This is a genomic window from Blautia sp. MSK17_66 (assembly GCF_020538025.1).
Lineage (GTDB): Bacteria > Bacillota > Clostridia > Lachnospirales > Lachnospiraceae > Blautia_A.
The window spans coordinates 20,819-46,292 of the sequence record NZ_JAJBNQ010000007.1; the positions used below are offsets into that span (position 1 = coordinate 20,819).

The window sequence follows — 25,474 nt, forward strand, 5'->3', positions numbered from 1 at the left end:
CGGGGGTTTTTATTATTCTCACTTATTTAGCTTAGCTTATTGTGTATCGGCAGAAAGCCCGGATACATAATTATCAATCGCACTGGTATCTACAACGGTTTCCTTCACGATAGAAGCTTCCTTTGCAGTTACTTTTGCATAGGCGGAATATCCGATCCATGCAACCATGGCAACACAAATCATTACCCACGCAAGAATCTCTAATCTGTCGATCAGTTTTTCCTTTTTGGCTGTTCTGCTGCGATTATTCTTGCCAGCTTTATAACTGTCTACTTTTTTCTGACTCATCTGCGAATCTCCTTTGCTGCATATAAGCTCATACTTCTTGCATTATATCACAGAGAAGTACAAAAGTGAAGTACCTTTCTGGCCTATACCGCAACGATCACGCCACCGTCGTTTGCATACATACTGCTCACTCCGGCAGTATCAAGAACCACAATATTCTTAAGCGGCATTTTTTCCTGAAGTGCATTCTTCAGAAGTATTGCTCTCTCATGACAGTTGCAATGTGAAATTGCAAGTACTTTCTCTTCACTGTTCTGTGTCTTCTCTGCAATCTGTCCTGCCATTTTTACCAGTGCTTTGTTAATGCCACGTGCCTGATCCAGCTGGCAGATATTCCCCTCATCTGTAGAGCCCATAACCGGTTTGATCTTTAATGCACTTGCAACAAGAGCCTTCACTTTACTCAGGCGTCCGTTCTTACGAAGAGTCTCCAGATTATCAAGAACAAAAAACGTATGCTGTCCGGCAATATATTCATCAACTGTTTCGATTACTTTCTCAAAGGAATATCCCGCTTCCTCGCATTCCTGGATTTTCATTCCAATCAATGTCTGCCCTATAGATGCCGATTTCGAATTAAAAATATGGATCTTTCTGCCCGGCTTTTCTTCCTCGAGAAGATTTCTTCCCAGCACAGCACTGTTATAAGATCCACTAAGTTCTGCCGAAAGCGTTACTGCATAAATATGATCTGCGTCACAGTCAAACGCCTTCATATATCGTTCCGGAGAGGGGCATGCTGATTTCGGGCACTCCGGAGAAGCAGCCACCTTCTTCAGAAAATCAGCCTGATCAAAAGTCTCATCATCTATAATATTCTCTCCACCCACGTTCAAAGTAAGCGCTACTGATTCAAAATGTTCGTCTTTCTTCCATTCGTCTAACAATTCACCGCAACTATCTATAATAATCTTATAGCTCAATTATATCGTCCTCTTTCCCGTAATATGTAGTTTCGAATACCACATCTATATTAACATATAGACCATTGTTTGAAAAGAGTTTTTGTAAAAACTATATTCTTTTTTTCGGTTCTGTTCTATAATAGAAGAAACAGCAAATATGAAGGAGATTTTAAATGCTTGCACTCAAAATCAACACCACCAAAACTTTTATGCACAAGTTACTGATCGGAGATGCCTTTCATGTTTTTTCACTTGTCGAGGCATCTATTACAACCTTTAATCAGTTTCATATAGACGGAAAACTGCATATGGATTTTTTTGATACAGATACTGAACAGCAATTATCCGCGGACAAGATCATCTATTCTTCCTGGGGTGATGTAAAAGCATACTGCTACTCCATTATCCGCGGGAAGCTTCCTCCTCTTCAGTTTAAATTTATCATGCGCCTTTCTCCGTCTCAGATAAATATCCTGCCTGCAAATAATATTTTTTCTTTTTCCGACAGCGAACTATCAGATCTGTTTTTAAATATTCAGTTCAAAAATAATGAACTTCTTTGCACAACCGGCATTTTTTCTCAGGTCTTTACCCTTGATAAAACATCTGAAACCACATGGGATAACGCTGTATTAGATTTTTTCAGGTATCATCAGATTGATTTTACCATACTGTAATCTAAATAGGGCATCCTGTCAGAGTCTGTCGTTTCTATTTCGATCTGGGCCAGATAGTATGCCATCATATCAATAAATTCGCTGTTTGTCGGCTTATATCGCAGCGGATAACCCGCAATCTCATCCATAGCTTCTTTATTTGATTCCCAACAGACATTGATTACCGTTCTGATATCATGTTCTACATTTACTGAGGTCGACTTGAACTGTTTTGCCAGAGATGGATATATGTCTTTTGTAATTTTAATGGGATGATCCTGAATCTCCATAAACATCCTTACAGCTTCCGCGACATAATAGTATCCCTTATATTTGGAAGTTACACCTAATTGCCGTATCAATCGATATACGTTTCTCATACCTTTTCCCTCCGCTTTTCATTTTCAATATTATACGACATATTTTGCTTCTTTTCTGTTTTCCTAGCAAAATAGTCCTTCCTCGATAAAAGAATACATTTCCGGAAAAATATCTCGATTTTTCGACAAAACAATATCACCACACAGAAATAGAATAAAAATTTTTACACCATTTGTCAATCATATAAAGCAAAAAGATTCCCGAATATGGATTTTATTATTTTCCATATCCGGGAATCCTGTAAATATCCTCACTTAATCTCCGTGACGCTCTTATTTTGCAATCATCATCAGAATCTCATTGCTTCTCTTAACAAATTTTGTCATTTCATCCGGTGAAAGTTGTTTATGACTGAGCATAGCCAGATCATACAGCTGTTCACAGATCACTGCTGCATGCTCAGATTCCTGATTCTTGCCAAGGAACTGCACCAGAGGATGATTTGCATTCAGTACGAGTGTTTCCTGTCCACCAAACATAGATGGATCCATTCCATACATATTATACATTTTCATCATATCCTGCATACGACGGCTTTCCTCAGAAAGTGTCATCATTGCTGCTACGGATTCATTCTTAAGGTTCTCCACCTTAACTTCCAGTTTATCCTTGTTCAGGCTCTTACGAAACAGTTCTGTCAGGGTCTTGGCAGTCTCTTCATCTGCTGCTCCGTCACCTTTGAGTTCTTCTGTAAGATCAGCATCAATTCTCTTAAACTGAATGGTCTGATCTTTCTGCTCAAGATGTGAGATAAATGCAGTATCAATATTGTGTGACAGGATCACAGCATTCTTTCCTGCCTCCTTAAACATATTGATGTACTGGCTCTGCTGCACCGGATCTGTCACATAGAAAATAGTGGTCTTTTCCGGTTCTTTATCCTCATCAGTTTTCTCTGTCTCTGTATCTTTTGCTTCGGCAGTTTCTTCTGGCTCTTCTTTTTTATTCTGTTCAATACAGTCTTTCAGAGTCATATATTTATTGTCGAGGTCCTTGAACAGAATATAGTCATGCAGTTTTTCTGCAAACTTACCATCTTTGATGCAGCCGAATTTGATAAACGGACTGATGTCATCCCAGTATTTCTCATAGGATTCCCGGTCAGTCTTGCACATACCTGTCAGCTTGTCGGCAACTTTTTTGGAAATATACTCTGAAATTTTCTGGACAAATCCATCATTCTGCAGAGCACTTCTGGATACGTTCAGTGGAAGATCCGGGCAATCGATCACACCTTTAAGAAGGAGCAGGAATTCCGGAATTACCTCCTTGATGTTATCCGCAATAAATACCTGATTGTTATACAGCTTGATGGTTCCCTCAATGGAGTCATACTCTGTGTTGATCTTCGGGAAGTACAGGATACCTTTCAGATTAAATGGATAATCCATATTCAGATGAATCCAGAACAGAGGCTCCTTGTAATCCATAAATACTTTACGATAGAATTCCTTGTAATCCTCATCTGTGCATTCATTCGGATGTCTCATCCACAATGGATTAGGATCGCTTAAAGATACCGGACGCTTATTGATCTTAACCTTATCCTTTGCAGGAGAAACTTCTACAACTTCCTTCTCACCGTTTTCATTTTCTTTCTCTTCGGTTTTGGCTTCTTCATGAATATGCTCTACAACCACATCATCATCACGAAGTTCTGATTCATCGATCGTCTCATATTCCTGTTCTGCATTTGCCTTGGAGAGATAAATATTTACCGGCATGAAAGAACAGTATTTCTCAATCACTTCGCGCATACGATATTCATTACAGAACTCCAGGCTTTCTTCATTCAGGAATAAAGTAATTTCTGTTCCTGGTACTGTTCTGTCACCATCCTGCATATCGTACTCTGTTCCGCCATCACAGGTCCAGTGTACAGCTGTTGCTCCATCCTTGTAAGAAAGTGTATCAATATGCACTTCATCTGCAACCATAAATGCAGAATAGAATCCCAGTCCAAAGTGTCCGATCATCTGATCATCTGTAGTTTTGTCCTTATATTTCTCAAGAAACTCTGTTGCACCGGAAAAAGCGATCTGTGTGATATATTCCTCCACTTCATCACCTGTCATACCGATACCATTATCAATGAATTTCAGGGTTTTGGCATCTGGATCCACCACTACCTGTACTGCTGGCTTATAATCATCCGGGAATGTATACTCTCCCATTACTTCCAGCTTCTTAAGTTTGGTGATCGCGTCGCATCCGTTGGACACCAGTTCTCTTACAAAAATATCATGGTCTGAATACAGCCACTTTTTTATTATAGGAAAAATATTTTCACTGTTGATTGACAAATTTCCATGTTTTGCTGCCATAAAAAACACGCTCCTTTGTTTCTTTTGATTTCATTTTTATATATACTAATACCATTTTTTATAAAAGTCAAGAAAAAATTAGCACTCATTTAAAATGAGTGCTAACAAATCAGTATTTATATCGTTTCTTATTTCTTTTTCTTTTTATAATAGATTATACCGCAGATTGCTCCAACTGCAATGAGTAATACAATGACAAAGGGCAGAATCACTGTAGCATCATTTGTCCGCACTGATTTTTTCTGATTTGCAGTCGGCGTTACATTTGTTCCCGGTGCAGTAACCTTTGCTTTGGTAATACTGAATGCCACCTGTTTGGTATCCTGTGCATCCGTATTTTTCCAGCTTTCTCCATTATACTGCTGCTGCTGAAAAACAACCTTCAATGTATAATCTCCGCTTTTGGCTAATCCAAAGCAGGCGGTATACGGTGCTTCGTCCCATGTATTTGTATTAATAACAGTCCAGTTCAGCGGAATATAACGGATATCCCCCTTCTTAGGTGAGCTGTTATCCATTCCTGCTCCCACTGCTGTAAAAGATATTTTGGACTGTGTTGTATAAACGCCATTATGCTCAATTCCTGTGATCTTGTTGTCATCTGCTGAAGCTTTCTTAGGTGCATAGGCTTCTACATTGACTTTGACATAAGCCGCCAGTTCCACCTTATTATCATTGTCCACTCCATCTGGAAGTGTCACTGCTCCTTTCACTGTAAAACTCTGTGCTGCTGTATCAGAAACCTTATAGGAACAGTTCTGAACATCCCAGGCAACCTTCGCCTTTGCCTTTCCTCCAGTGGTTTCAATTACTACAACGGAAGGCAGCTGCAATTTCTGTGCGTCTTTTGCTGTACCGTTTGCAATTCCACTGATATCTGATGGATTCTGGATCTTTGTAAGAGAAACTGTTCCTTTAAGTACCTGAAAATATGCATCGAAAGCAGTTTCTGTCGCCTCTGAAGAAATTTTTATCGTTTCCTGATAACTGTTCACATCAAGGCCAGATGTTGGTGTTACTGTAAATACTGCTGTTTCCCCTGGCTGGATAGTCAGTGCAGAAGAGGCTGTTACTGTAAAATATTTTGCAGTCGGCTGAATGAGCGTTTCCGTCACATTGCCATTATTCGTCACTGTGACCTGCTGTCCGCCAATTCCGTTGTACCCCTTTTTGGCACTTGCAAAATCAAGTGTATCTGTTGAAATTCCAAGACTGTGCTTTGCTGTATCAACCGTGACAGATGCTGTGAGCACAATATTCTGTCCGGAAGTGGTATCTGTGATTGTAAACGACTCTGTATAAGTACCTGCTGACAGGTTATTCTTCGGACGTACTGAGAATGCAGCTATACCGCCATTTGCAGATATCTGCTGCGATGATAAGGAAACATCAAAATATCGAATTTCCCCCTGATCACTAAAAACATCTGACAGAACTGCATCTGCATTACCTTCATTCGTCAACGTTGCGGTCTTTGCCTGCGGTGCCTCTGTATAACCCTCTACCACGCTTCCAAAATCCGCTTCAGCCATATCAGAACGAACCTTACTCTCCAGGGGTACCTGTGTTGGTTCCGGCGTCGGTGTGTCTTCCGGTATCTGTGTCGGTTCCGGCGTCGGTGTGTCTTCCGGTACCTGTGTCGGTTCCGGCGTCGGTGTATCTTCCGGTATCTGTGTCGGTTCCGGCGTTGGTGTGTTCTCCGGTGCCTGTGTCGGTGTGTTTTCTGCCCCCTCTTCTGTGATGGTCATCTGTGCTTGAAAAGAGGCTTCTGCCCCCTCCTCTGTCTGATAGGTGATTGTATCATCGTAAGTACCAGACTGTGTTCCTACTCTCGGTGCAATCCATACCTGCACACTCTGTCCGGCCTCCAATGGTTCTGTAATATCCTGTACTGCAAAATGTTCCGGACTGATTCCCACAAAATTCAGTGTTTCTGTTCCTGTGTTCTTGATCGTAATATACTGTGCCAGTTCATCCTCCTGCCCCGGAACAACATTTCCAAAGTTCAGAACATCACTGCTTCCATCTCCGACTTCTGCTTCTGCCTGATAGGCTTTCTCGTCTGTATCTTCCGGAATGGAATCTCCCTCTCCATAGGTTCCATCTTCCGTTGCTGCCGGGATTCCCTCCACAGAAGAACTTCCTGCATCACCGGAAGTCTGTTCATTATCTGCCGCATTTTCTACATCTTCTGAACTTTCGTTGCTTTCCTCTGGATAAAGTTCCTCCTGATATTCATTTAAACTTGGCTCTTCTTCTGTATTTTGTTCATACTGTTCCGGCTGTGATGTCTCTGTATCTTCCGTTGCTGCCGGAATTCCATCCACAGATTCGGATCCCGCTTCATCCTCTTCCTTTGCTTCAGGGATTTCCAGTGTTTCTTCTGATGTTTCCTCGGATGCGTTTGCATCCTGGGACTCATTCTCCCCCATATCCTCAGTATTCAATTCTGTCTTCGTCTGATTCTGTTCTGCCGCTTCTACCGTTTCTGCGACAGTTGCCGTAGTTGCCGTCAGGCTGCCACTGAATCCCTTGTCTTCCAGTCCGGTAATCGTAAGAACAATCTTTGAATCCACATCGTCTTTTACTATTGTATATGTCTTTTCTTTACCAAGCTGTTTCAGTTCCGGTTTTTCACCCTGCTGTTCTTTTTTCTCATCCTCTGGTGTCTTACGGAACCATTCATAACTGACACTGTCCTCTGTTACTCCCTCTGTTTTTATCCCCTTCAAATCAGCACTCAGTACGGTTCCTGCTGCTGCCAGACCCTGGATTTTTAACTGTCCGTCCAGTGCCTTGGATGTCTCTGCAAATACTGTCGCCGGAAGCAGCGATAATATCATAAACACAGACATAATAATCGCAAGAAATCTCCTTCTGCTCATAATCTTCCTCCTTTTGGATTATATTTTTCATCATAACTCACTCATGCCACGCACGCAATATTACTGTGTTTTTCTCTTCCTGTATCGTCATTATAGCATGATACAACAATATCATGTAATCTCTATTTTACATAAAGCACAAAAGAACTCCATTCTTTAAGGCTTTCTTTCGCCAAATGAATGGAGTTCTTTTTCTTGTCTGTTCTTTATTCTTCATGGAACTGTCTCAGAGTTTCATTCTATCCTTCTACTACAAGATATCCACCTGAAGGAAGCCTAAACACCTCACTTGCATCTTCCAGTTCCTCGTCTGTCATTCCGCTTATATCCGCCCCTGACTCATCAAAATACGCACGAACTTCCTTTAATGTTTTTAATTCCATTGCCATACAATCTTCCAGAAATTCCTCTGCCTCTTCATAAGAAGCTGCGACTTCTTCATCAAAAAGCCGTCCCTGATTTTGCAGAAATGTTTCTATGCTTTCTTTTGTATACATTCTCTCAATACCTCCTCCATATTTCCTCCTGCCCGGATCAGTTTCTCCAGGATCAGCTCTACTCGTTCTGTCTGATAGGCAGCCGCCCTCTTGACACCTGGCTTCGCATGAGCCATGGCAAAGCTGTACGGTACCGATTCCAGCATTGCTATATCATTATATTCATCACCGAATACAACACACTCTTCTGGTTTTATGCCAAAACGCTTCTGATACTCCTTAAGACCTCTTGCTTTGTTCGTCTCAAACGGAACAAAATCTACCCAGGCAAATCCCGATGTCACTACTGTACACTTATCTCCAAAGCGTTCTCGCCAGTAACGGATAGACTCTTCCTGAATTCCTTCTCTTTCATATACGGCCACTTTCATGCATGGCTCTTTGATCTCATCAAAGCTCTCGATATCTCTGCAGTTGTTTTTGACCACATTCAGCATTAAATCTCTGTAATGCGCTGTCTTTGGACGGATATAATAGAAGTCTTTCGTGGAGCAGGTGAATTCCGCTCCCTTTCTGTCATAGATTACTTCTACAAGTTCTTTTACCAGTGCCGGTGGAAAACTATCCTGGTAGAGCACCTTCTCATTCTGGACAGCCAAGCCTCCGTTTTCGCTGATAAAAGCCATCTCATCTGCCACAGGTTCAAACAAACGCTTCATATTTGCATACTGCCTTCCACTTGCTGCCACAAATAAAATACCAAGTTCTTTTAATTTCTTTATTAAAGGAAAAAGTTCCTCTGGAAGGCTCTGCGCTCCATTCAGAAGCAGTGTCCCATCCAGATCACTTGCAACCAGTTTTATCATAATTTAGTTCCTCGTATATCTTCAGTAAATTCTCAGGCTTCTCTGCCACAATCTCAGCACCGCTGCTTTCAAGTTCTTCCCTGTCTCTGAACCCCCATAATGCACCTATTGTATGCATACCAGCTGCTGTACCTGTTTCCATATCTGTTTTTGTATCTCCGATATACATGCATTCTTCCGGTAAGGCATCAAATTCTGCTGCTGCTTTAAGAGGGCCGTCCGGAGCCGGTTTCCTGCGGATCGCGTCACTCTGTCCGATCACCAGATCAAAGCATCCTGTAAACATTTTGTCAATGACTTTAACTGCTGCTATATGCGGTTTATTGGTACACACTGCCAGTTTCACACCTGCCGCTCTCAATGCATGCAGAAGTTCCATAATTCCTTCATACGGAACCACTTTATATAAGGGATCTTCATCAAACTTCTTTCTGTAAAGTTCTCTGCATTCTTCAAAACGAGTAAGCTCAGGGTCTCCGGCGTCTCTGAGACATCGGCGCACAAGCATATCCGCCCCTTCGCCACTGTAATATTTAAAGTTTTCTGTCGGCTGTTCTTTAAGTCCCATATCTCTCAGGATCTCATTTGCAACATATGCCATAGAGTCCAGTGTATTGGCAAGAGTGCCGTCCAGATCAAAAATACATGCCTTTATCATGATTCTATCCTCGTAATTCTATTCCATGTTCTTTTGCTTCGTAAAACAGTCTTCCTACCGGAAGTCCTACCACATTTGTATAGTCACCTCTGATGCCTCTTACATATGCGCCAAATGCTCCCTGGATACCATAACTTCCAGCCTTGTCCATTGGCTCCCCTGTAGCCACATATGCCCGAATCTCCTCTTCAGATACAGGATAAAAAGAAACATCTGTGCATTCTGCAAAAGTGAGCGTCTTCCAGGACGAATTCTCCCTCTGTTCCATGACGGTCACACCAGTGTAGACCTGATGTGTATTTCCCTGAAGCATCATCAGTGTATTGACTGCTTCTTCTTCATTCCTGGGTTTTCCAAGAATTTTCCCATCAAAAGACACTATCGTATCTGCACCCAGAATAATCGTTCCATCTTCCATATCAAATTTTGACGCAACTGCCATTGCCTTCTGTAATGACAATTCCTCTACGATTTCTTCCGGTATTTCCTTTGTGATCCTCTCTTCGCTGTTTCCAGGGCATACCTGAAAGATCACACCGACATTTGCCAGAAGTTCTCTTCTCCTTGGCGATGCCGAAGCAAGTATGATTTTCTTCATGTATATATCTTCCTTATATATCATTTTCTTCTGTTTCAGTATACCCTCTCCCCACCAAACTGGCAACTATCAAAATAGCAAAAACTCTTTTCCAAAAAAGATTAAAAAAAGTCAAAATAAAGTGTTGACAACAATCTCTACTTCTGCTAATATTATCAACTGTGAGCGGCAGTTAACCGCTTTATGAAGTAATTGCTGATGTGGCTCAGTCGGTAGAGCGTCGCCTTGGTAAGGCGGAGGTCACGGGTTCGATTCCCGTCATCAGCTTTCAACCCTTGAGTGATTCAAGGGTTTTTTTTCTATCAAAAAAGATCAAACAGAATTACTCAGGAGGGACAGAGATGGAGAACGAAACTGTTTCCAAAAATTTTATTGAGAACATCATTGACAAAGATCTGGCCGAAGGTGTATATGATACCGTACACACCCGTTTCCCACCGGAACCTAACGGGTACCTCCATATCGGACATGCTAAATCCATTCTTTTGAACTATGGACTTGCTAAAGAATACAACGGCAAATTTAATATGCGTTTCGACGACACCAACCCTACCAAGGAAAAAAGCGAATTTGTAGAATCTATCAAAGCTGACATCAAATGGCTTGGTGCCGACTGGGAGGACAGACTTTTCTTCGCATCTGATTATTTTCCACAGATGTATGAAGCTGCCATCAAACTGATCAAGAAAGGTAAGGCTTATGTCTGTGATCTGACTGCTGATCAGATTCGTGAATACCGTGGTACTCTTACTGAACCAGGCAAGGAAAGCCCATACCGCAGCCGCAGCGTCGAAGAGAACCTTCAGCTTTTTGAAGAAATGAAAGACGGCAAATATCAGGACGGAGAAAAAGTCCTCCGTGCCAAAATCGATATGGCATCTCCTAACATGAATATGCGTGACCCGGTTATTTATCGAGTTGCCCATATGACACATCACAGAACCGGTGATACCTGGTGCATCTATCCAATGTATGATTTTGCCCACCCGATCGAGGATGCTATCGAGGGCATCACACATTCTATCTGTACACTGGAATTCGAAGACCACAGACCGCTTTATGACTGGGTTGTAAGAGAGCTGGAATATCCTCAGCCACCAAAACAGATTGAATTTGCAAAATTATACCTCACAAACGTTGTTACCGGAAAGCGTTACATCAAAAAGCTTGTCGAGGATGGTATTGTTGACGGCTGGGATGATCCTCGTCTTGTTTCCATCGCTGCTCTTCGAAGAAGAGGTTTTACTCCGGAATCCATCAAAATGTTTGTTGATCTCTGCGGTGTTTCCAAAGCCAACAGTTCTGTTGATTACGCTATGCTGGAGTACTGTATCCGTGAGGATCTTAAGCTGAAACGTCCTCGTATGATGGCAGTTCTTGATCCGATCAAGCTTGTGATCGACAACTATCCAGAAGGACAGGTAGAATACCTGGAAGCTCCAAACAATATGGAAAATGAGGCTCTTGGAACTCGTAAGATTCCATTCAGCAGAGAATTATACATTGAGCGTGATGACTTCATGATCGATCCGCCGCGTAAATATAAGAGGCTTTTTGTAGATGCTGAGGTTCGTCTGATGAACGCTTATTTCGTTACCTGTACAGGATTCGAGGCAGACGATGACGGCACTGTACGTGTTGTACACTGCACCTACGATCCGGAAACCAAAGGAGGAAACGCTCCGGACGGACGTAAAGTCAAGGGAACTATCCACTGGGTAGAAGCCTCCAATGCAGGAAAGGCAACTGTTCGTCTCTATGAAAATATCGTAGATGAAGAAAAGGGTGTTTACAACAAGGAAGATGGTTCTCTGAATGTAAATCCAAACTCCCTGACCACCGTAACTGCTTATGTAGAACCAGCACTTATGGAAGCAAAAGGATATGACAGCTTCCAGTTTGTAAGAAACGGTTTCTTCTGTGCTGATATTCATGATTCTAAGGAAGGCGAACCGGTATTTAATCGTATCGTATCTCTCAAAAGTTCATTCAGACTTCCAAAAGCCTGAATCTCAAAAATACCCTGCCGGTAATCCGGCAGGGTATTTTTTATCATATTTATCGATTACGCTTCTGTCTCAGGAGTTTCTGCTTCTTCTGTTGTTTCTTCTGTTTCCTCAGTTTCCTGAACCTCTTCTTTTATTTCATCTTCGACTGCTTTCTCTGCCTCTGCTTCTTCCGCTTCTTTCTCGACAGATTCATCAACCGCCTCTTCGTTTTCTTCCCAGGCTTTAAATGATTCGCTGGTTTCTTTCTTGTCTTCTTCCTGCTCTTTCTCTTCTTCGCAGTCATCTTCGAAATCATCATCAAAATCGTCTTCGAAATCATCGAGCGGTTTTTTCTTCAAAACCAGTGCTGCCACTGCTCCTGCAGCTACGGCCGCAGCTGCTCCAACTGCAACAAATCCCCAATATTTGTTTAATTTTGCCATAATACTCTGCTCCTTTCATTTCTCTGGCTTTCAGTCAGTTTGTTGTTACTGTTCGCTCTGTTCACAGTTTGTTCTTTGTCATAAAGATTAGAATAATTATACTATTGTTTATCCCAAAAGGAAAGTGAAAAATTTCGAATCTTGCCTCGTATCCTCTGCAATGCATTGTCAATGGATTTCGGTGTTTTTCCCATCATTTCTGCAATCCGGACATAACCATAGCCCTTCAGATAATATTCCAAAACGCGATTTTCCATCGGACTTAGTACCCTGCGGATTTCCTGTTCAAGATTCTTGACACTTTCCTGATCAATGATAATGTTTTCGGGATTTTCCCACCATGAAGCCTCCAGTTCATTTGATTCCTGCTCTTCGCTAAGCGAAATATAGGAATTCAATGGTTTATGCTTCTGTCTGTTTGAATTCTGGACAGCACTATAAAGCTGTCTGTCAATGCACATCCCCGCAAAAGTCTGAAATGACGCTTCCTTATCTGGCTGATAACTCTGGACAGCCTTGAAAAGTCCAATCATTCCCTCCTGTATCAGATCATCCGTTTCTCCACCGATCAAAAACATGGTTCTTGCTTTCTTGCGAACAAATCCTTTATATTTTTCCATCAGATAATCTGATATTTCTGCCTCACCGGACCTGAGTCTGGCAATCAATTCTTCATCTGTGCATTTCGCATACCGGCACATAAAGAAACTCCATTTCTTATTTGCTTTCTGATGCAAGACGCTGTCTTACGATCTCATAGGCAAGAACGCCAGCTGCAACAGACGCATTCAGGGAATCGATATCCCCCTTCATCGGAATCGATGCAGTAAAATCACATGCTTCCTTCACCAGACGACTGACTCCCTCTCCCTCATTTCCGATCACAAGTCCGATCGGTCCTGTCAGATTCATACGGTACATACTTTCTCCGCCCATATCGGCACAGACAAACCAGATTCCTTTTTCTTTGAGTTCCTCCATAGTACGTACCAGATTCGTTACTTTGGCAACCGGAGTATAATTAATTGCCCCTGCTGATGTTTTGGCAACTATGGATGTTAGACCGACAGCTCTTCTCTTCGGGATGATAACACCATGTGCTCCCGCCAGATTTGCAGTACGGATGATCGCCCCAAGATTATGAGGGTCTTCCACATTGTCCAGAAGGATCAGGAATGGCGGTTCGCCCTTTTCTTCTGCCTTCTCAAGAATATCCTCCACTGTGCTGTACTCATATGCAGCAACCTGGGCTATCACTCCCTGGTGTGCTCTGGTTTCGCTGAGCTGATCCAGTCTTTCCTTCGATACATAATTAATGATCGTGTCTTTTTTGCGTGCTTCTCTCGCGATTGTGCGTACCGGTCCATCCTGACAACCATCCAGGATAAAAAGTTTATCTACGCACTTGCCTGAACGAAAGGCTTCCAGAACCGCATTGCGGCCTTCAATCTGTTCACTCATAATCTGTCCTCTCCGATTCCCATACGGATCAGTTCGATCATCCGTGTGTAATCTTCTTTTAAATATAAATATCCCATCAACGCCTCAAACCCTGTTGCTCTTCGGTAATCTGCCATAGTGGCATGCTTTGCCATGGTAGGTGAATGTGCATTACGGCCTCTGCGATAAATATCATGTTCTTCCTGGGTCAGTTTCTCCTCGATCACTTCCATGATCGCTGACTGTGAAGCGGCCTTTACCAGTGCACTTGCCTTTTTGTGAAGCTGATTAACCGGACAATTACCCTTCTTTACAAGAATCGTGCGAATGATCAGTTCATAAATCCCATCACCGATATATGCCAAGGTCAGTGGAGAATAGCTCCGCAGATCCTGCTGTTTTAAATGAAACTGTTCTTCAAGCTGCATCAGATTCGTTTCCATTTTACACCCTCACGAGTATCCTTCAGTTCGATACCTTTTTCAAGAAGCAGTCCTCGAATCTCATCTGCTCTGGCAAAGTCTTTTGCTTTTCTTGCATTCTGACGTTCAGCGATCAGGTTTTCAATTTCTTCATCAAGAATTTCTTCTTTTTTCTCAAGAGTCAATCCGAGAACATCACAGAGTTTGGTCATCACTTCCAGAGTATATGCTGCAAATTCTGCTGAGCTTCCCTCCTGCACATTGGTATTCGCAAATTTAACAAGTTCAAAAACTGCTGCCAGTGCGTCTGCTGTATTAAAATCATCATCCATAGCTTCTTCGAACTTGGTCACAAAAGCTTCCTCTTCCTGCATCAGCTTTCGTTCTTCTTCTGCTGCTTCCTGAGCAGCAGCTGCTGCCTTGCGGTCGCGAAGTCTTGCTGCTGCTTCTGTGATTCTCTCCAGAGCATTTCTGGAAGATTCCATCAGATCTGCACTGAAATTGAGCGGGCTTCTGTAGTGTGCGTTCAGCATGAAAAAGCGGAGAACCTGCAGATCATATTTCTCACCGATTTCTCGAACTGTGCGGAAATTTCCAAGAGATTTTGACATTTTACGGTTATCAATGTTCAGAAATGCATTGTGCATCCAATATTTTGCAAAAGGAACTCCATTGCAGCATTCACTCTGTGCAATTTCATTCTCGTGATGTGGAAATACAAGATCCTCTCCACCTGCATGGATATCAATCTCCTCACCAAGATATTTCTTTGACATGACAGAGCATTCAATATGCCAGCCCGGTCTTCCGTCACACCATGGAGATTTCCAGTATGGCTCTCCTTCTTTTTTTGGTTTCCAGAGTACAAAATCCAGCGAATCTTCCTTCTGATCCTCACCGGATACCTGCAGAGAACGGAAACCTGACTGCAGATCATCAAGATTCTTATGAGAAAGTTTGCCGTATTCTTTGAATTTCTTTACACGGAAATATACAGTCCCATCAGCGACAGGATATGCATAGCCTTTGTCAATCAGGGTCTGGATCATATCGATCATTCCATCGATTTCCTGTGTTGCAAGAGGATGTGTGGTAGCTGGCTTCACATTCATGCCTGCCATATCTTTCTTACACTCTGCAATATAACGCTGTGAAATCTCTTCCGGACTTACTCCTTCTTCATTTGCTTTCTTGATGATCTTGTCATCTACATCTGTAAAATTTGAAACATAATTGACATCATAGCCTTTGTATTCCAGATAACGGCGAACAGTGTCAAAAATGATCATCGGTCTTGCATTTCCGATATGGATCAGATTATATACCGTAGGTCCGCACACATACATGCGCACCTTTCCCTCTTCCAGCGGTACAAATTCTTCTTTTTTACGTGACATTGTATTAAAAAGTCTCATGTCTCTTTCCTCCAGTATTATTTAGTGACAGGGGCATCCTGTATATCCGTGAGAAGGCAGATTGCCTGAGAAGAGATTCCCTCTCCTGTCCCGGTAAATCCAAGCCCTTCTTCTGTAGTTGCCTTAATATTGATCTTTGATTCCAGGATTCCAAGCGCATTGGCCATATTTTTACGCATCTGCGGAATATGCGGTGCCATCTTTGGTTTCTGTGCAATGATCGTTGCATCAATATTTCCGATTTCATATCCATGTTCTTTCAGAAGTTCAGCAACATGGATCAGAAGCTTCACACTGGAAATCCCCTTATATTTCGGATCTGTATCCGGAAAATGTTTCCCGATATCTCCAAGTGCTGCTGCTCCAAGCAGGGCATCCATCACTGCATGAAGCAGTACATCTGCGTCAGAATGTCCAAGAAGTCCCTTTTCCCAGGGGATTTTGACTCCTCCAAGGATCAGGTCTCTGTTTTCTGTCAGCTTATGTACATCATATCCCATTCCAACTCTCATGATCATTCTCCTTCTATTCTGAGCATCCGTAAGATTCTTAAGAAACTGAGTCTCCGCCTTACATAAGGAGCCAGTTTCAGACTCTGAGGTATAATTTCCTCCGACAGACCGATTTCATACACACTCCGTTTACATCCCGCTCTGTCCATCATGCGAGCAAGTTCTTCTTCCTCCGGAAGCTCCTCTATAAGACCGGCAATTTCATCCAGACAGGCCTCCAGCCTTGCCGGACTGATCTTCAAAAGAGGTTCCGGTGTATTTTCCTCAACAATTCCCTCAAAAAAGCCTCTGCTTCCAAAAGTCTTCTCAAGAAGTTCCGTGTCATCTTCCCATTGTGTGCGGACACTGCATCTTCCCTCCCGGATGGCTCTTGCAACGCGTTTATATTCCCGGAGAACGATCATCGTTCCCACAGAAACCATTTCTCCGTGAAGTGCATCCAGAGGGCCATTGAGCACTTCCAGTTCCCACAAATGAGAAAGCTGATGTTCCGCACAGGAAGCAGGTCTGGAATTGCCGGCCATCTGGGTTGCCAGACCGGATAAGATCAGAGCATACATCAGCTTCTCACAGCTTTCTTTATCTCCTTCTGAAATATCTGCCAGGCAGGAGCGCACCGTCCTCATTGCTTTTTCCTCTAATTTAATGATTTCATCACATATATATTCGTCTGTCAGCATATGGGCGATCTTCCAGTCCAGAAGACAGATATATTTTCCCAGAAGATCTGATACGCCTGATGAAGTCAGACGCTTAGGTGCCTCTGCAAAAATATTTGAATCAGCATAAACAGCAACAGGCGGTACCGACTGTACTGTCTTTTTGAGTCCATTCCAGGTCATTGCCGCAACTGTAGATGTGAATCCATCCACACTTGCTGCCGTTGGAACGGAAATAAAGGGAATTTTGTACTGAAAAGCCATATACCGACTGATATCATGGATCGTTCCTGTTCCTACTGCCAGGATCAGATCAATATCTTCTTCCATATTATTCTCCACGATCTTAATTGCATGCTGATCCGCATGAAGATCCTCAGCATCCAGTACAAGCACCTGACAGCGGTCATAAATATCCTCCATGATATCCTCTGTCACCTTGCATGTATTAGTATCACAGATAAGAAGCGGTGATATATATTTCTTAAGAAAGCCGTCCGACATTGCCTCTTCAAGCTTTTCTACTGCTCCTTCTTCAATTAAAATTTCCTTTACTTCTACATGGTGATTCTTCCCGCACCCACAAGGTCGGGCAAAGTCATCCGTATCGACTCGCATGTAATTTATTCCTCCTGATTTTATACTGTGTCTGATGAAATCGTTACTGTTCACTCCGTTCACAGCAACTTGTTCAAAATCTATTCCAGATTATTACATTTCGATATTATACATGATTTCCTGCCAAAAAGCAACGCAGGCAGGTATGTATCTATCAGGCTATATTCAGGTAAAGTTACTGTTCACTCCGTTCACAGCAACATATTCAGAGATTAAGATAATTATAGACCATGCTGGAAATATTCCGGATATTTTCGACAGCATCACCGCCACTTTTCCAGCCTTCTGACATCACACACAGGACATATGTAGTTTTAACTCCATATACAATTGCAATATCATGCTGATCCTCATCAGTTTCTCCGGTCTTATTTGCAGTCTCTACTTCATCCTTTATTCCTGCCGGGATCTTTGTTGTATTCTCCTGTCTCTTCAGAAGTTCCAGCATCTGCTCAGATGCTTCTTCGCTGACACATTCCCCTCTGTAAATCCGTTCCAGCAAAAGTCCACAGTCCTTTACGGAGGTCATATTTCTTTCACCCAGACTAAGCTTTGGAGAAGCCGATGGATGAAGAGTGCTCTGATAACTTGTCTCCGAATATCCTTCTTTTTCCAGATATTCATTTACCTTTCGTGCCCCATCCAGAAAATCATGTTTCTCTGACTGCAGTCTGCCAAGTTCATTGCAGGATTCATTGTCGCTGACAGTGATCATATTCGTCAGAAGATCATCCACCTTTGTCTGTACTGCTGCATTCTCTGCATCCGTTTTCATCTGCTTCGCTTCATTCTCAAGAACAAGTTCCATATCCTCAAACGTCTTTGCCATCACAAATGCCTTGATAAGACTTGCCGAATACATTGGCGTATCATTCAGGATAATTTCCTCTCCTGTTTCCAGATCCTGGACATAAACGCTCCAGTTGCCATCGTACCCTGCAATTACGGATTCCAGCTGAGGCTTCAGATTTTCTATTCCAAGATTTTCTAATTCCTGTACCTTACCGGTCTCATCTACCGGAAATCCATCCGGTGTGGTTCCGGCCTCCTGTACAAGCACACCATTCGTACCGCCAAAATAATATGTTCCTGAAAACATCTGTCCATTGGATGACATTTCCAGTTCATGCATTCCGGTCTCTGTCACCATTCTTCCATTTTCATCAAAATAATAATATCCGTTAAATGTGATTCCATCCATTGTAAGATTATCTATATATCTCACCTGAGGGGCTGCCGTCAGTTTTCCAAGATTATTCACCATATAATATCCGTCAAAACTCTGTTCGACTGTGTCCCCATTTTCATCAGGTTTCATGCAGGTAAGCTTGCTGATCTTTACAATATGAGGACTTTCTGCCCGATAACAGCCACTTTCATCATGATAATAAAATCCATCCAGCACTGTTCCGTCGATTTTCATTTCATCAAAATAGTGTACGGCTGCCGCCGCATCCTTACCGCCATCTTCTTTCAGACAGTAAAATCCGTCACTTTTCATGAGATATTTGCCAGATCCATCCTGGATGGGTCTGATCTGTGCTTCTTCCGTAACGGACAAAAGACTGTCCGAAGCTGCTACTGTACTTACCGTCACACTGGAAATCGTCAGACACAGACCAAGTGCCAGAGCTGTTATTTTTTTATAGCTGCGTTCAGATTTCATTATCTTCTCCTTTTATGAATAAGGTTATTCTCTCGTACAACAACCTGTTTTTTGCAGACTGATTGTTCATAGTATAACCGAAATCCTGTATATGTCAAGCATTCCTGCCGAACACGATATGCCGGATAGTTGTTTTTCTCAGACAGATTTATTTTCATCCTCTATTGCTGTCTGCTTCCAGAATTCATGAAGAGATTTTTCTATCGTTCCGATCGTACAGGTTTTCACCGACGACCATTCTTTCGGAAAAAGAGCCCTGTATTCCCGATTCCAAAAGCGTTCATCCATAAGCAGGATCACACCAGTATCCTCTCTGGTGCGGATCACCCGTCCAGCCGCCTGAAGCACCTTATTCATTCCCGGATAGCGATATGCATAATCAAATCCAGATTCTCCCTTCTGGTCATAATAATCCTTCAGGACTTCTCTTTCAAAACCGATCTGCGGAATTCCCGTACCAATAACCGCCACACCGATCAACCGGTCTCCAATCAGATCAATTCCTTCCGAAAAAATTCCTCCCATCACACAGAATCCCAGAAGTGTTTTCTCTCCCTGTGCCTGGAATTCCTGTAAAAATTCTTCACGCTCCCGTTCATTCATAGAGGCCTGCTGACAGATACAATCTACCCAGTCAGCAGAAAATTCTTCCTGATATACTTTAAAAACATCCTCCAGCAGTTTATAGGAAGGAAAAAAGATCATATAATTTCCCTTTTTCTGCCAGGACATTCTTGCAATATACTCTGCGATCCTGTGATATTCCTCATATCCTCTTCTTGTATATTTACTGCTGACATCACGACAAAGAAGAAGACATCTATTTTTCTCCTCAAAGGGAGAATTTACATACATTCCAAAATTTTCATTTCTCGTACTCAGCATTTTTCTATAATATGGAAGGGGCAGAAGTGTTGCCGAAAAAAACACCGTACTGATGCCACGATCCAGACATTTCTGCAGATTTGCCGCCGGATTTACACAAAACAGTTTCATCTGAAATTTTCCGTCTTCACCATTCAAAACATACGTCACATAATTTTCATCTGTCAGTTCCGAGATATTCAAAAAATCACGCACTACAAAATAAAAATCCAGAATTCCATCTCTGAACTCCTGTGACGGTGGTTCTTCCAGCAATTTGTCCATCTCTCCCTGAATACCCAAGAGAGTGATTGGCAGCGTTCCTGCATTTTCCAGAACTTTTCCTGATAAGCTGCATTCCTTCTGCACAGCCTCCATCTGCCTGATTGCTTTTCCCAGCATACGATACAGTCTGCTGCTGTATGGACGGACAAATTTACGAACATCTTCCATTTCCTCTTTAGATATGGCTGCACTGTACATTTCTCTTCCACGTTCTACCAGATTATGGGCCTCGTCGATCAGAAAAATATAGTTTCCTTTTATGTTTTCTCCAAAAAATCGTTTCAGGTAAACATTTGGATCAAATACATAATTATAATCGCAGACGATTCCATCCATCCAGATGGCAAGATCCAGCGTCATCTCAAATGGACAGACTCTATATTTTTCTGCCTGTCCAAGAATCGTCTCCCTGTCAAAATTCTCTGTTTCTGTCCACAGTTCATATACGGCATCATTTACTCTGTCATAGTGTCCTTTTGCGTAAGGACATTTCTGTGGATCACAGTCCATCTCATCACAAAAACACAGCTTTTCTTTTGCCGTGATCGTGATCGACTTGAAATGCAGGCCATTCTTCCGAAGAATTGCAAATGCATCTTCTGCCACCGTCCTCGTGATCGTTCTTGCCGTCAGATAAAAAAGCGTTTCTCCTTTTCCGTTTTCCATAGAACGGACTGCCGGAAAGATTGCAGACATCGTCTTGCCGATTCCTGTCGGAGCCTGAATAAAGATCTGTTCTTCTTTTGCTATCGCATGATAGATTCCTGCTACCATTTCTTTCTGACCTTTACGGTATGAAAACGGAAATTCCAGATTTTTCATGGACTCATTTCTCTGTTTTCTCCATGCCAGCTGATAGGATATCCATTTATGGTACGAATCAGTAAGTTCCTGGTACCAGCTCTCAAGCTCCTCTCTGGTAAGTGTTTCTCGAAATCTTCGTATTTCTTCTGTATCAAGCTGCCCGTAGGTCATCTGAATATCGATACTCTCCAGCTCATGCATCTCCATATAGATCCAGCCATAACAAAGTGCCTGTGCCCGATGCACTTCCACCGGTTTTTCCAGACTGTCCAGACTTCTGTAAATACCTTTTATCTCATCAATACAGATCGTTTCTCCCTCAGAAAAAATACCATCCGCTCTTCCCTCTACATACAGGATCAGATCTTCATATTCACTTTCTTTTTTTAGCGGAACCTCTGCCTGATAGGTACTTCCCATCTGTTTCTGGATTTTTCTGTGCAAACGACTTCCTTTCAGCATTGCTTCCTTGTCGGCCGCCGTTGTGCCGCCACTGGTCAGATCTCCGCTTCTTAAAATAAATTCCACCAGATTTCGGACTGAAATACGAATTATCGGTTTTTCCATTTTATATCTCCATTTATACAAAAAGGCACATATCCCTTTCCTGAATATGTGCCCATTCCCGCCTGGATTTATAACAGGATCATGCAATTGCAAATTTATCCATGACCGCATTAAATCTCTGGCTTTCCCCATAACATCTGACCGTCAGTTCCCGTGTAAGATCCATGCTCAGAATCCCGAGAAGAGATTTGGCATCGATGATAATTCTGTTATAGGAAATATCAATATCAAAACTGCATTTTGCAGCTTCTTTTACAAACTCCTGTACGTCTTCTGTCTCATTTAATTTAATCTGTCTTTCAATCATTTCTTCATTCTCCTCTGAACTCAACCTCAAAAAGACCCGGCTTCCCGGATCTTTTTATTTAGCTTTAGATCTGTGTCAGAACAAAAATGTCATAAATTGCTTTTAATGCAGTCTCAAAATCTCTGTTCTCCACACCGATAATGATATTCAGCTCACTGGAACCCTGATCGATCATCTTGACATTCACATGTGCATGTGCCAGTGCTGCAAACACACGTGCTGCAGTTCCTCTCTGTGATTTCATGCCGCGGCCTACAACTGCGATCAGAGCAAGATCTGATTCCATCTCTACAAAGTCAGGCTGTACTGCTCTGTGGATTCCGGCAATTACCTGCTGCTCTTTTTCTTCAAACTCATCCTGATGAACATAGATTGTCATAGTATCAATACCTGACGGTACATGCTCAAAGCTGATTCCCTGATCTTCAAATACCTGAAGTACCTTTCTTCCGAAACCAACTTCACTGTTCATCATGGATTTCTCAATATTGATAGAACAGAATCCCTTCTTGCCTGCAATACCTGTGATTACATATTTTGGTTTACGGCATGTACTCTCTACGATAAAGGTTCCCTTGTCATCCGGACGATTGGTGTTTCGGATGTTGATCGGAATTCCCTCTTTACGTACCGGGAAGATTGCATCCTCGTGAAGAACCGTCGCACCCATATAGGAAAGTTCTCTCAGCTCACGGTAGGTAATTGTCTCAATAACCGCCGGATTCTCAACAATCCTCGGATCTGTTACCAGAAAACCGGAAACATCTGTCCAGTTCTCATAGAGGTCTGCATGAATTGCCTTGGCTACCAGAGAGCCTGTAACATCAGATCCCCCTCTGGAAAATGTTTTGACCGTTCCATCCTCCATTCCACCATAGAATCCCGGAATAACTGCCTTCTCGCATTTCTGAAGACGTTTTGAAAGGAGTCTGTCTGTCTTATCTGCATCAAAATTTCCGTTTTTGTCGAAACGAATGACGGTTGCCGCATCTACGAACTCATATCCAAGATATGCCGCCATAACTTTACCATTAAGAAACTCTCCTCGGGATGCAGCGTATTCTGTACCTGCCTGTGCCTTGAAATCTGCTTCGATCTGACGGAATTCTTCCTCCAGAGAAAGATCCAGCTTCAGACCCTTGATAATCTCATAAAAACGTTCTTTGATCTCGTTGAGGATTCCTGTAAAATCAGCACCTGCTGCTGCCTTGTCATAACATGCATACAAAAGGTCTGTCACCTTTGTATCTCCGGAATATCTCTTACCCGGTGCAGACGGTACCACATAGCGTCTGCTCTCCTCACTTTTGATAATATCCCCAACTTTTTTGAACTGCTCTGCGTTCGCAAGGGAACTTCCTCCAAATTTTACAACTTTTTTCATAATACTTATCACCCTTCTGTGTTCCTCGTGACAGTTCCCGCACTGTCAGTATTTGTTGCAAATCCGCTTATATTGTATTGAAAAGCAGAAGGTTTTGCAAGTATTTTGGCGAAAAATCTTGAAAAAACTATTATGCGCAGTACTCACGGAGAATATTTTCAAGAGCGGATGCACTGCTGGTATGGCACCGACATACCGGAATCGATTTTCTTTTTGCTTCTTCAACCGCACAGTTTACCATCTTATGAGATACCGTGCTGGTAAACAGGATCAGAAGATCCGGTGCACCTATTTTCTTCTTCATGGCACCTTTTTCTTTGGCAAAAACTTTTGCCTTACATCCGAACCCTTTACAGATATCTTCATACTGACATACCATTCTTTCATTTCCACCAACAATTACAATACTCATATTCTCACCTCTTATTTGTTATTCTTATCTAACTTCGATTTCTAAAATAAAGCGGCACAGTATGTCCGCTCTATCTTTGGTTAGTTAACGCTAATCTTCGTAAGTGTATGGTATCATATATTGCTTCGTCTGTCAAAGGATTTTTTGTTCTGTCACATCACAGACCAAAAGGGTATCGTCTTTTACCTGAAAATGAATATCCTTCTGACCATAGGCAATCCCGTAAACCCTCTCTGGATTCTTCTGATATCTTGGACGAGGATCATTCGCAAGAACTTCCAGCAGTGCCTCCCGCTGTGGCTTTGGTATCTTCTCCAGCAGAGCTTCTGGAAATTCCACCTTCAGAATATGTTCTTCAATATGATCGGTAAATCCTCCCTTTGCCTTTGGATGACTGTCCACATACGGAAGATATGGTTTGATGTCATAAATTGGTGTTCCGTTCATTAAATCTGCTCCCGAAATATGCAGCACCGGTCCAAACTCTGGATGATATTCTATCTTTTCAAGACAGACGGATGACAGTCCCAGATGATTCGGACGAAACGGAGATCTGGTCGCAAATACTCCCATTCGCGTATTTCCCCCAAGCCTCGGCGGCCTTACTGTCGGAGACCAGTTTTCTCTCACTGCTTCCGAAAACTGCCAGATAAGCCAGATATAACTGTAATCTTCCAGACCCCGAAATGCTTCCGCCACCCGGTATTCCGGTTCAAACACAATGGTCGCCTTCAGTGCACTCAGACGGTTACTCTGATGGGGTATCCCAAACTTGGTCGGAAAATCATTATGGATCCTTGCTATGACTTTCATATTATGTTGTTCTGACATTTATTCTTCTTTCCCCTCAGCCATCCATTCCTTCAGTGCCTTCATTCTGACTCTCGCCTCCATCATACCCTGCTCATATACACTCTGGATCACATCGAGATCTGTTTCCATACGACTGATATTCAGTTTTTCTGATGGCTGGATCACAAAAACCTCTCCAGCTTCCTCCAGACGGTGGATCTCTTTCAGTGACTGGTTATATACAAGGTGTCGTTCTTTCAGCGCCCTGGCGAACTCTGGATATTTATGGTATCTCAACTCTGCCATCCTGGGATTCTGAGGCTTTTTTATATAATCTCTGTGCTGTGTGAGAATCACTACATTTCTCTCATATCCCATCTTTCTGAACTGTTCTACCGGAATACTGTCTGTACATCCGCCATCTAACAGTTTCATTCCCTGATATTCTACAATCTTTGACACATACGGCATAGATGCAGATGCACGCAGAACATCGATCTGATTCATCATATCTGTCACTTTTATATATTCTGCTTTTCCTGTTTCTACATTAGAACAGGTCGCATAAAACTCTGTATCCGACTTCAGAAATGTCTCATAATCATATGGATCCAGTCTTTCCGGGATGTCATGATAGCATAACTTTTCTCCTACTATTTCTCCTGTATGAACAAGATTCCACATACTCATGAAATGTCTGTCATTTCTGTATTTCTTAAAGTAGCGGATACTTCTGCCTTTCTGCCCTGACACAAAAGAACATCCGTGAAGTGCCCCTGCTGACACTCCGATAACTCCATCAAAATGTAATCCCTGCTCCATAAATACATCCAGCACACCTGCGGTATAAATACCACGCATTGCTCCGCCTTCCAAAACCAGTCCTGTCTTCATTATT

General features: G+C 42.4%; 25 protein-coding genes and 1 tRNA gene. 3 read left to right on the plus strand and 23 right to left on the minus strand.

The window, feature by feature from the left end; genetic code table 11:
- Nucleotides 1-36: 36 nt before the first annotated feature.
- Together LIR34_RS05020 and LIR34_RS05025 are read right to left on the minus strand one after the other, a co-directional pair.
- A complete protein-coding gene (locus LIR34_RS05020; protein ID WP_161285795.1) occupies nucleotides 37-288 on the minus strand; it encodes a hypothetical protein in 252 nt (83 codons plus the stop codon).
- 83 nt (nucleotides 289-371) lie between these two features.
- Nucleotides 372-1,211 carry a DegV family protein gene (locus LIR34_RS05025; RefSeq protein WP_173902199.1) on the minus strand — a complete coding sequence of 280 codons (840 nt, stop codon included), beginning with the start codon at nucleotides 1,209-1,211 and terminating at the stop codon, nucleotides 372-374.
- A 155-nt stretch (nucleotides 1,212-1,366) separates the two neighbouring features.
- Here LIR34_RS05025 and LIR34_RS05030 point away from each other — a divergent pair, with 155 nt between their 5' ends.
- Entirely contained in the window at nucleotides 1,367-1,870 is a 504-nt protein-coding gene (locus LIR34_RS05030; protein WP_161285793.1) for a DUF5721 family protein, read from the plus strand.
- On the opposite strand, the gene LIR34_RS05035 is transcribed toward LIR34_RS05030, so the two are convergent.
- The 7 genes from LIR34_RS05035 to LIR34_RS05065 form a co-directional block, all read right to left on the minus strand.
- Nucleotides 1,846-2,229 (minus strand): sporulation initiation factor Spo0A C-terminal domain-containing protein, encoded by a 384-nt coding sequence (locus tag LIR34_RS05035; RefSeq protein WP_161285792.1) that lies wholly within the window; start codon nucleotides 2,227-2,229, stop codon nucleotides 1,846-1,848. The genes LIR34_RS05030 and LIR34_RS05035 overlap by 25 nt on opposite strands.
- Before the next feature lie 273 nt (nucleotides 2,230-2,502).
- Nucleotides 2,503-4,554, minus strand: a complete 2,052-nt coding sequence (gene htpG / locus LIR34_RS05040; protein ID WP_173902198.1) for a molecular chaperone HtpG — start codon at nucleotides 4,552-4,554, stop codon at nucleotides 2,503-2,505.
- A gap of 128 nt (nucleotides 4,555-4,682) precedes the next feature.
- Complete coding sequence (locus tag LIR34_RS05045) at nucleotides 4,683-7,439, minus strand: hypothetical protein (RefSeq protein ID WP_244092217.1); 2,757 nt, start codon at nucleotides 7,437-7,439, stop codon at nucleotides 4,683-4,685.
- 239 nt (nucleotides 7,440-7,678) lie between these two features.
- A complete protein-coding gene (locus LIR34_RS05050) occupies nucleotides 7,679-7,936 on the minus strand; it encodes a glyoxalase (protein WP_161285790.1) in 258 nt (85 codons plus the stop codon).
- Complete coding sequence (locus LIR34_RS05055; protein ID WP_173902197.1) at nucleotides 7,915-8,742, minus strand: HAD family hydrolase; 828 nt, start codon at nucleotides 8,740-8,742, stop codon at nucleotides 7,915-7,917. Before LIR34_RS05055 ends, LIR34_RS05050 begins: the two co-directional genes overlap by 22 nt.
- Entirely contained in the window at nucleotides 8,720-9,400 is a 681-nt protein-coding gene (locus LIR34_RS05060) for an HAD family hydrolase (RefSeq protein WP_173902196.1), read from the minus strand. The genes LIR34_RS05055 and LIR34_RS05060 overlap by 23 nt, the downstream gene beginning before the upstream one ends.
- 4 nt (nucleotides 9,401-9,404) lie before the next feature.
- The gene (locus tag LIR34_RS05065) at nucleotides 9,405-9,998 is read right to left on the minus strand and encodes a Maf family protein (RefSeq protein WP_173902195.1); all 594 of its coding nucleotides are present in this window, start codon (nucleotides 9,996-9,998) and stop codon (nucleotides 9,405-9,407) included.
- A 194-nt stretch (nucleotides 9,999-10,192) separates the two neighbouring features.
- Between LIR34_RS05065 and LIR34_RS05070 the strand changes: the two genes are divergently transcribed.
- Nucleotides 10,193-10,265, plus strand: a tRNA-Thr gene (locus tag LIR34_RS05070).
- 74 nt (nucleotides 10,266-10,339) lie between these two features.
- Nucleotides 10,340-12,007, plus strand: coding sequence for a glutamine--tRNA ligase/YqeY domain fusion protein (locus LIR34_RS05075; RefSeq protein WP_173902194.1), 1,668 nt, complete (start codon nucleotides 10,340-10,342; stop codon nucleotides 12,005-12,007).
- Between the two features lie 56 nt (nucleotides 12,008-12,063).
- On the opposite strand, the gene LIR34_RS05080 is transcribed toward LIR34_RS05075, so the two are convergent.
- The 14 genes from LIR34_RS05080 to LIR34_RS05145 all read right to left on the minus strand — a co-directional run bounded on the left by LIR34_RS05080 (nucleotide 12,064) and on the right by LIR34_RS05145 (nucleotide 25,470).
- Nucleotides 12,064-12,429, minus strand: a complete 366-nt coding sequence (locus tag LIR34_RS05080; protein ID WP_161285784.1) for a hypothetical protein — start codon at nucleotides 12,427-12,429, stop codon at nucleotides 12,064-12,066.
- A gap of 101 nt (nucleotides 12,430-12,530) precedes the next feature.
- Entirely contained in the window at nucleotides 12,531-13,130 is a 600-nt protein-coding gene (locus LIR34_RS05085; protein ID WP_161285783.1) for a sigma-70 family RNA polymerase sigma factor, read from the minus strand.
- Nucleotides 13,131-13,146: 16 nt separating this feature from the next.
- Entirely contained in the window at nucleotides 13,147-13,890 is a 744-nt protein-coding gene (gene rlmB, locus LIR34_RS05090; protein WP_173902193.1) for a 23S rRNA (guanosine(2251)-2'-O)-methyltransferase RlmB, read from the minus strand.
- Nucleotides 13,887-14,312 carry a Mini-ribonuclease 3 gene (locus LIR34_RS05095; protein ID WP_161285781.1) on the minus strand — a complete coding sequence of 142 codons (426 nt, stop codon included), beginning with the start codon at nucleotides 14,310-14,312 and terminating at the stop codon, nucleotides 13,887-13,889. The genes rlmB and LIR34_RS05095 overlap by 4 nt, the downstream gene beginning before the upstream one ends.
- Nucleotides 14,297-15,706: a cysteine--tRNA ligase gene (gene cysS / locus LIR34_RS05100; RefSeq protein WP_173902192.1), complete on the minus strand. Its 1,410-nt coding sequence runs from the start codon at nucleotides 15,704-15,706 to the stop codon at nucleotides 14,297-14,299. Before cysS ends, LIR34_RS05095 begins: the two co-directional genes overlap by 16 nt.
- A gap of 17 nt (nucleotides 15,707-15,723) precedes the next feature.
- On the minus strand, nucleotides 15,724-16,218 hold the full coding sequence (gene ispF / locus LIR34_RS05105) for a 2-C-methyl-D-erythritol 2,4-cyclodiphosphate synthase (protein ID WP_173902191.1): 495 nt from the start codon (nucleotides 16,216-16,218) through the stop codon (nucleotides 15,724-15,726).
- A 2-nt stretch (nucleotides 16,219-16,220) separates the two neighbouring features.
- A complete protein-coding gene (locus tag LIR34_RS05110) occupies nucleotides 16,221-17,495 on the minus strand; it encodes a sn-glycerol-1-phosphate dehydrogenase (protein WP_173902190.1) in 1,275 nt (424 codons plus the stop codon).
- 205 nt (nucleotides 17,496-17,700) lie between these two features.
- Nucleotides 17,701-19,161, minus strand: a complete 1,461-nt coding sequence (locus LIR34_RS05115) for a serine hydrolase (RefSeq protein WP_173902189.1) — start codon at nucleotides 19,159-19,161, stop codon at nucleotides 17,701-17,703.
- Nucleotides 19,162-19,299: 138 nt separating this feature from the next.
- On the minus strand, nucleotides 19,300-21,681 hold the full coding sequence (locus LIR34_RS05120) for an ATP-dependent DNA helicase (protein WP_173902188.1): 2,382 nt from the start codon (nucleotides 21,679-21,681) through the stop codon (nucleotides 19,300-19,302).
- Nucleotides 21,682-21,760: 79 nt separating this feature from the next.
- The gene (locus LIR34_RS05125; RefSeq protein ID WP_161285775.1) at nucleotides 21,761-21,988 is read right to left on the minus strand and encodes an HPr family phosphocarrier protein; all 228 of its coding nucleotides are present in this window, start codon (nucleotides 21,986-21,988) and stop codon (nucleotides 21,761-21,763) included.
- Nucleotides 21,989-22,052: 64 nt separating this feature from the next.
- Nucleotides 22,053-23,372, minus strand: coding sequence for an aspartate kinase (locus LIR34_RS05130; RefSeq protein ID WP_173902187.1), 1,320 nt, complete (start codon nucleotides 23,370-23,372; stop codon nucleotides 22,053-22,055).
- A gap of 130 nt (nucleotides 23,373-23,502) precedes the next feature.
- Entirely contained in the window at nucleotides 23,503-23,784 is a 282-nt protein-coding gene (locus LIR34_RS05135) for a DUF2325 domain-containing protein (RefSeq protein ID WP_161285773.1), read from the minus strand.
- A gap of 132 nt (nucleotides 23,785-23,916) precedes the next feature.
- Nucleotides 23,917-24,615 carry a tRNA (N6-threonylcarbamoyladenosine(37)-N6)-methyltransferase TrmO gene (gene tsaA / locus LIR34_RS05140; RefSeq protein ID WP_265107707.1) on the minus strand — a complete coding sequence of 233 codons (699 nt, stop codon included), beginning with the start codon at nucleotides 24,613-24,615 and terminating at the stop codon, nucleotides 23,917-23,919.
- The gene (locus LIR34_RS05145) at nucleotides 24,616-25,470 is read right to left on the minus strand and encodes a patatin-like phospholipase family protein (RefSeq protein ID WP_173902185.1); all 855 of its coding nucleotides are present in this window, start codon (nucleotides 25,468-25,470) and stop codon (nucleotides 24,616-24,618) included.
- Between the last annotated feature and the right edge of the window lie 4 nt (nucleotides 25,471-25,474).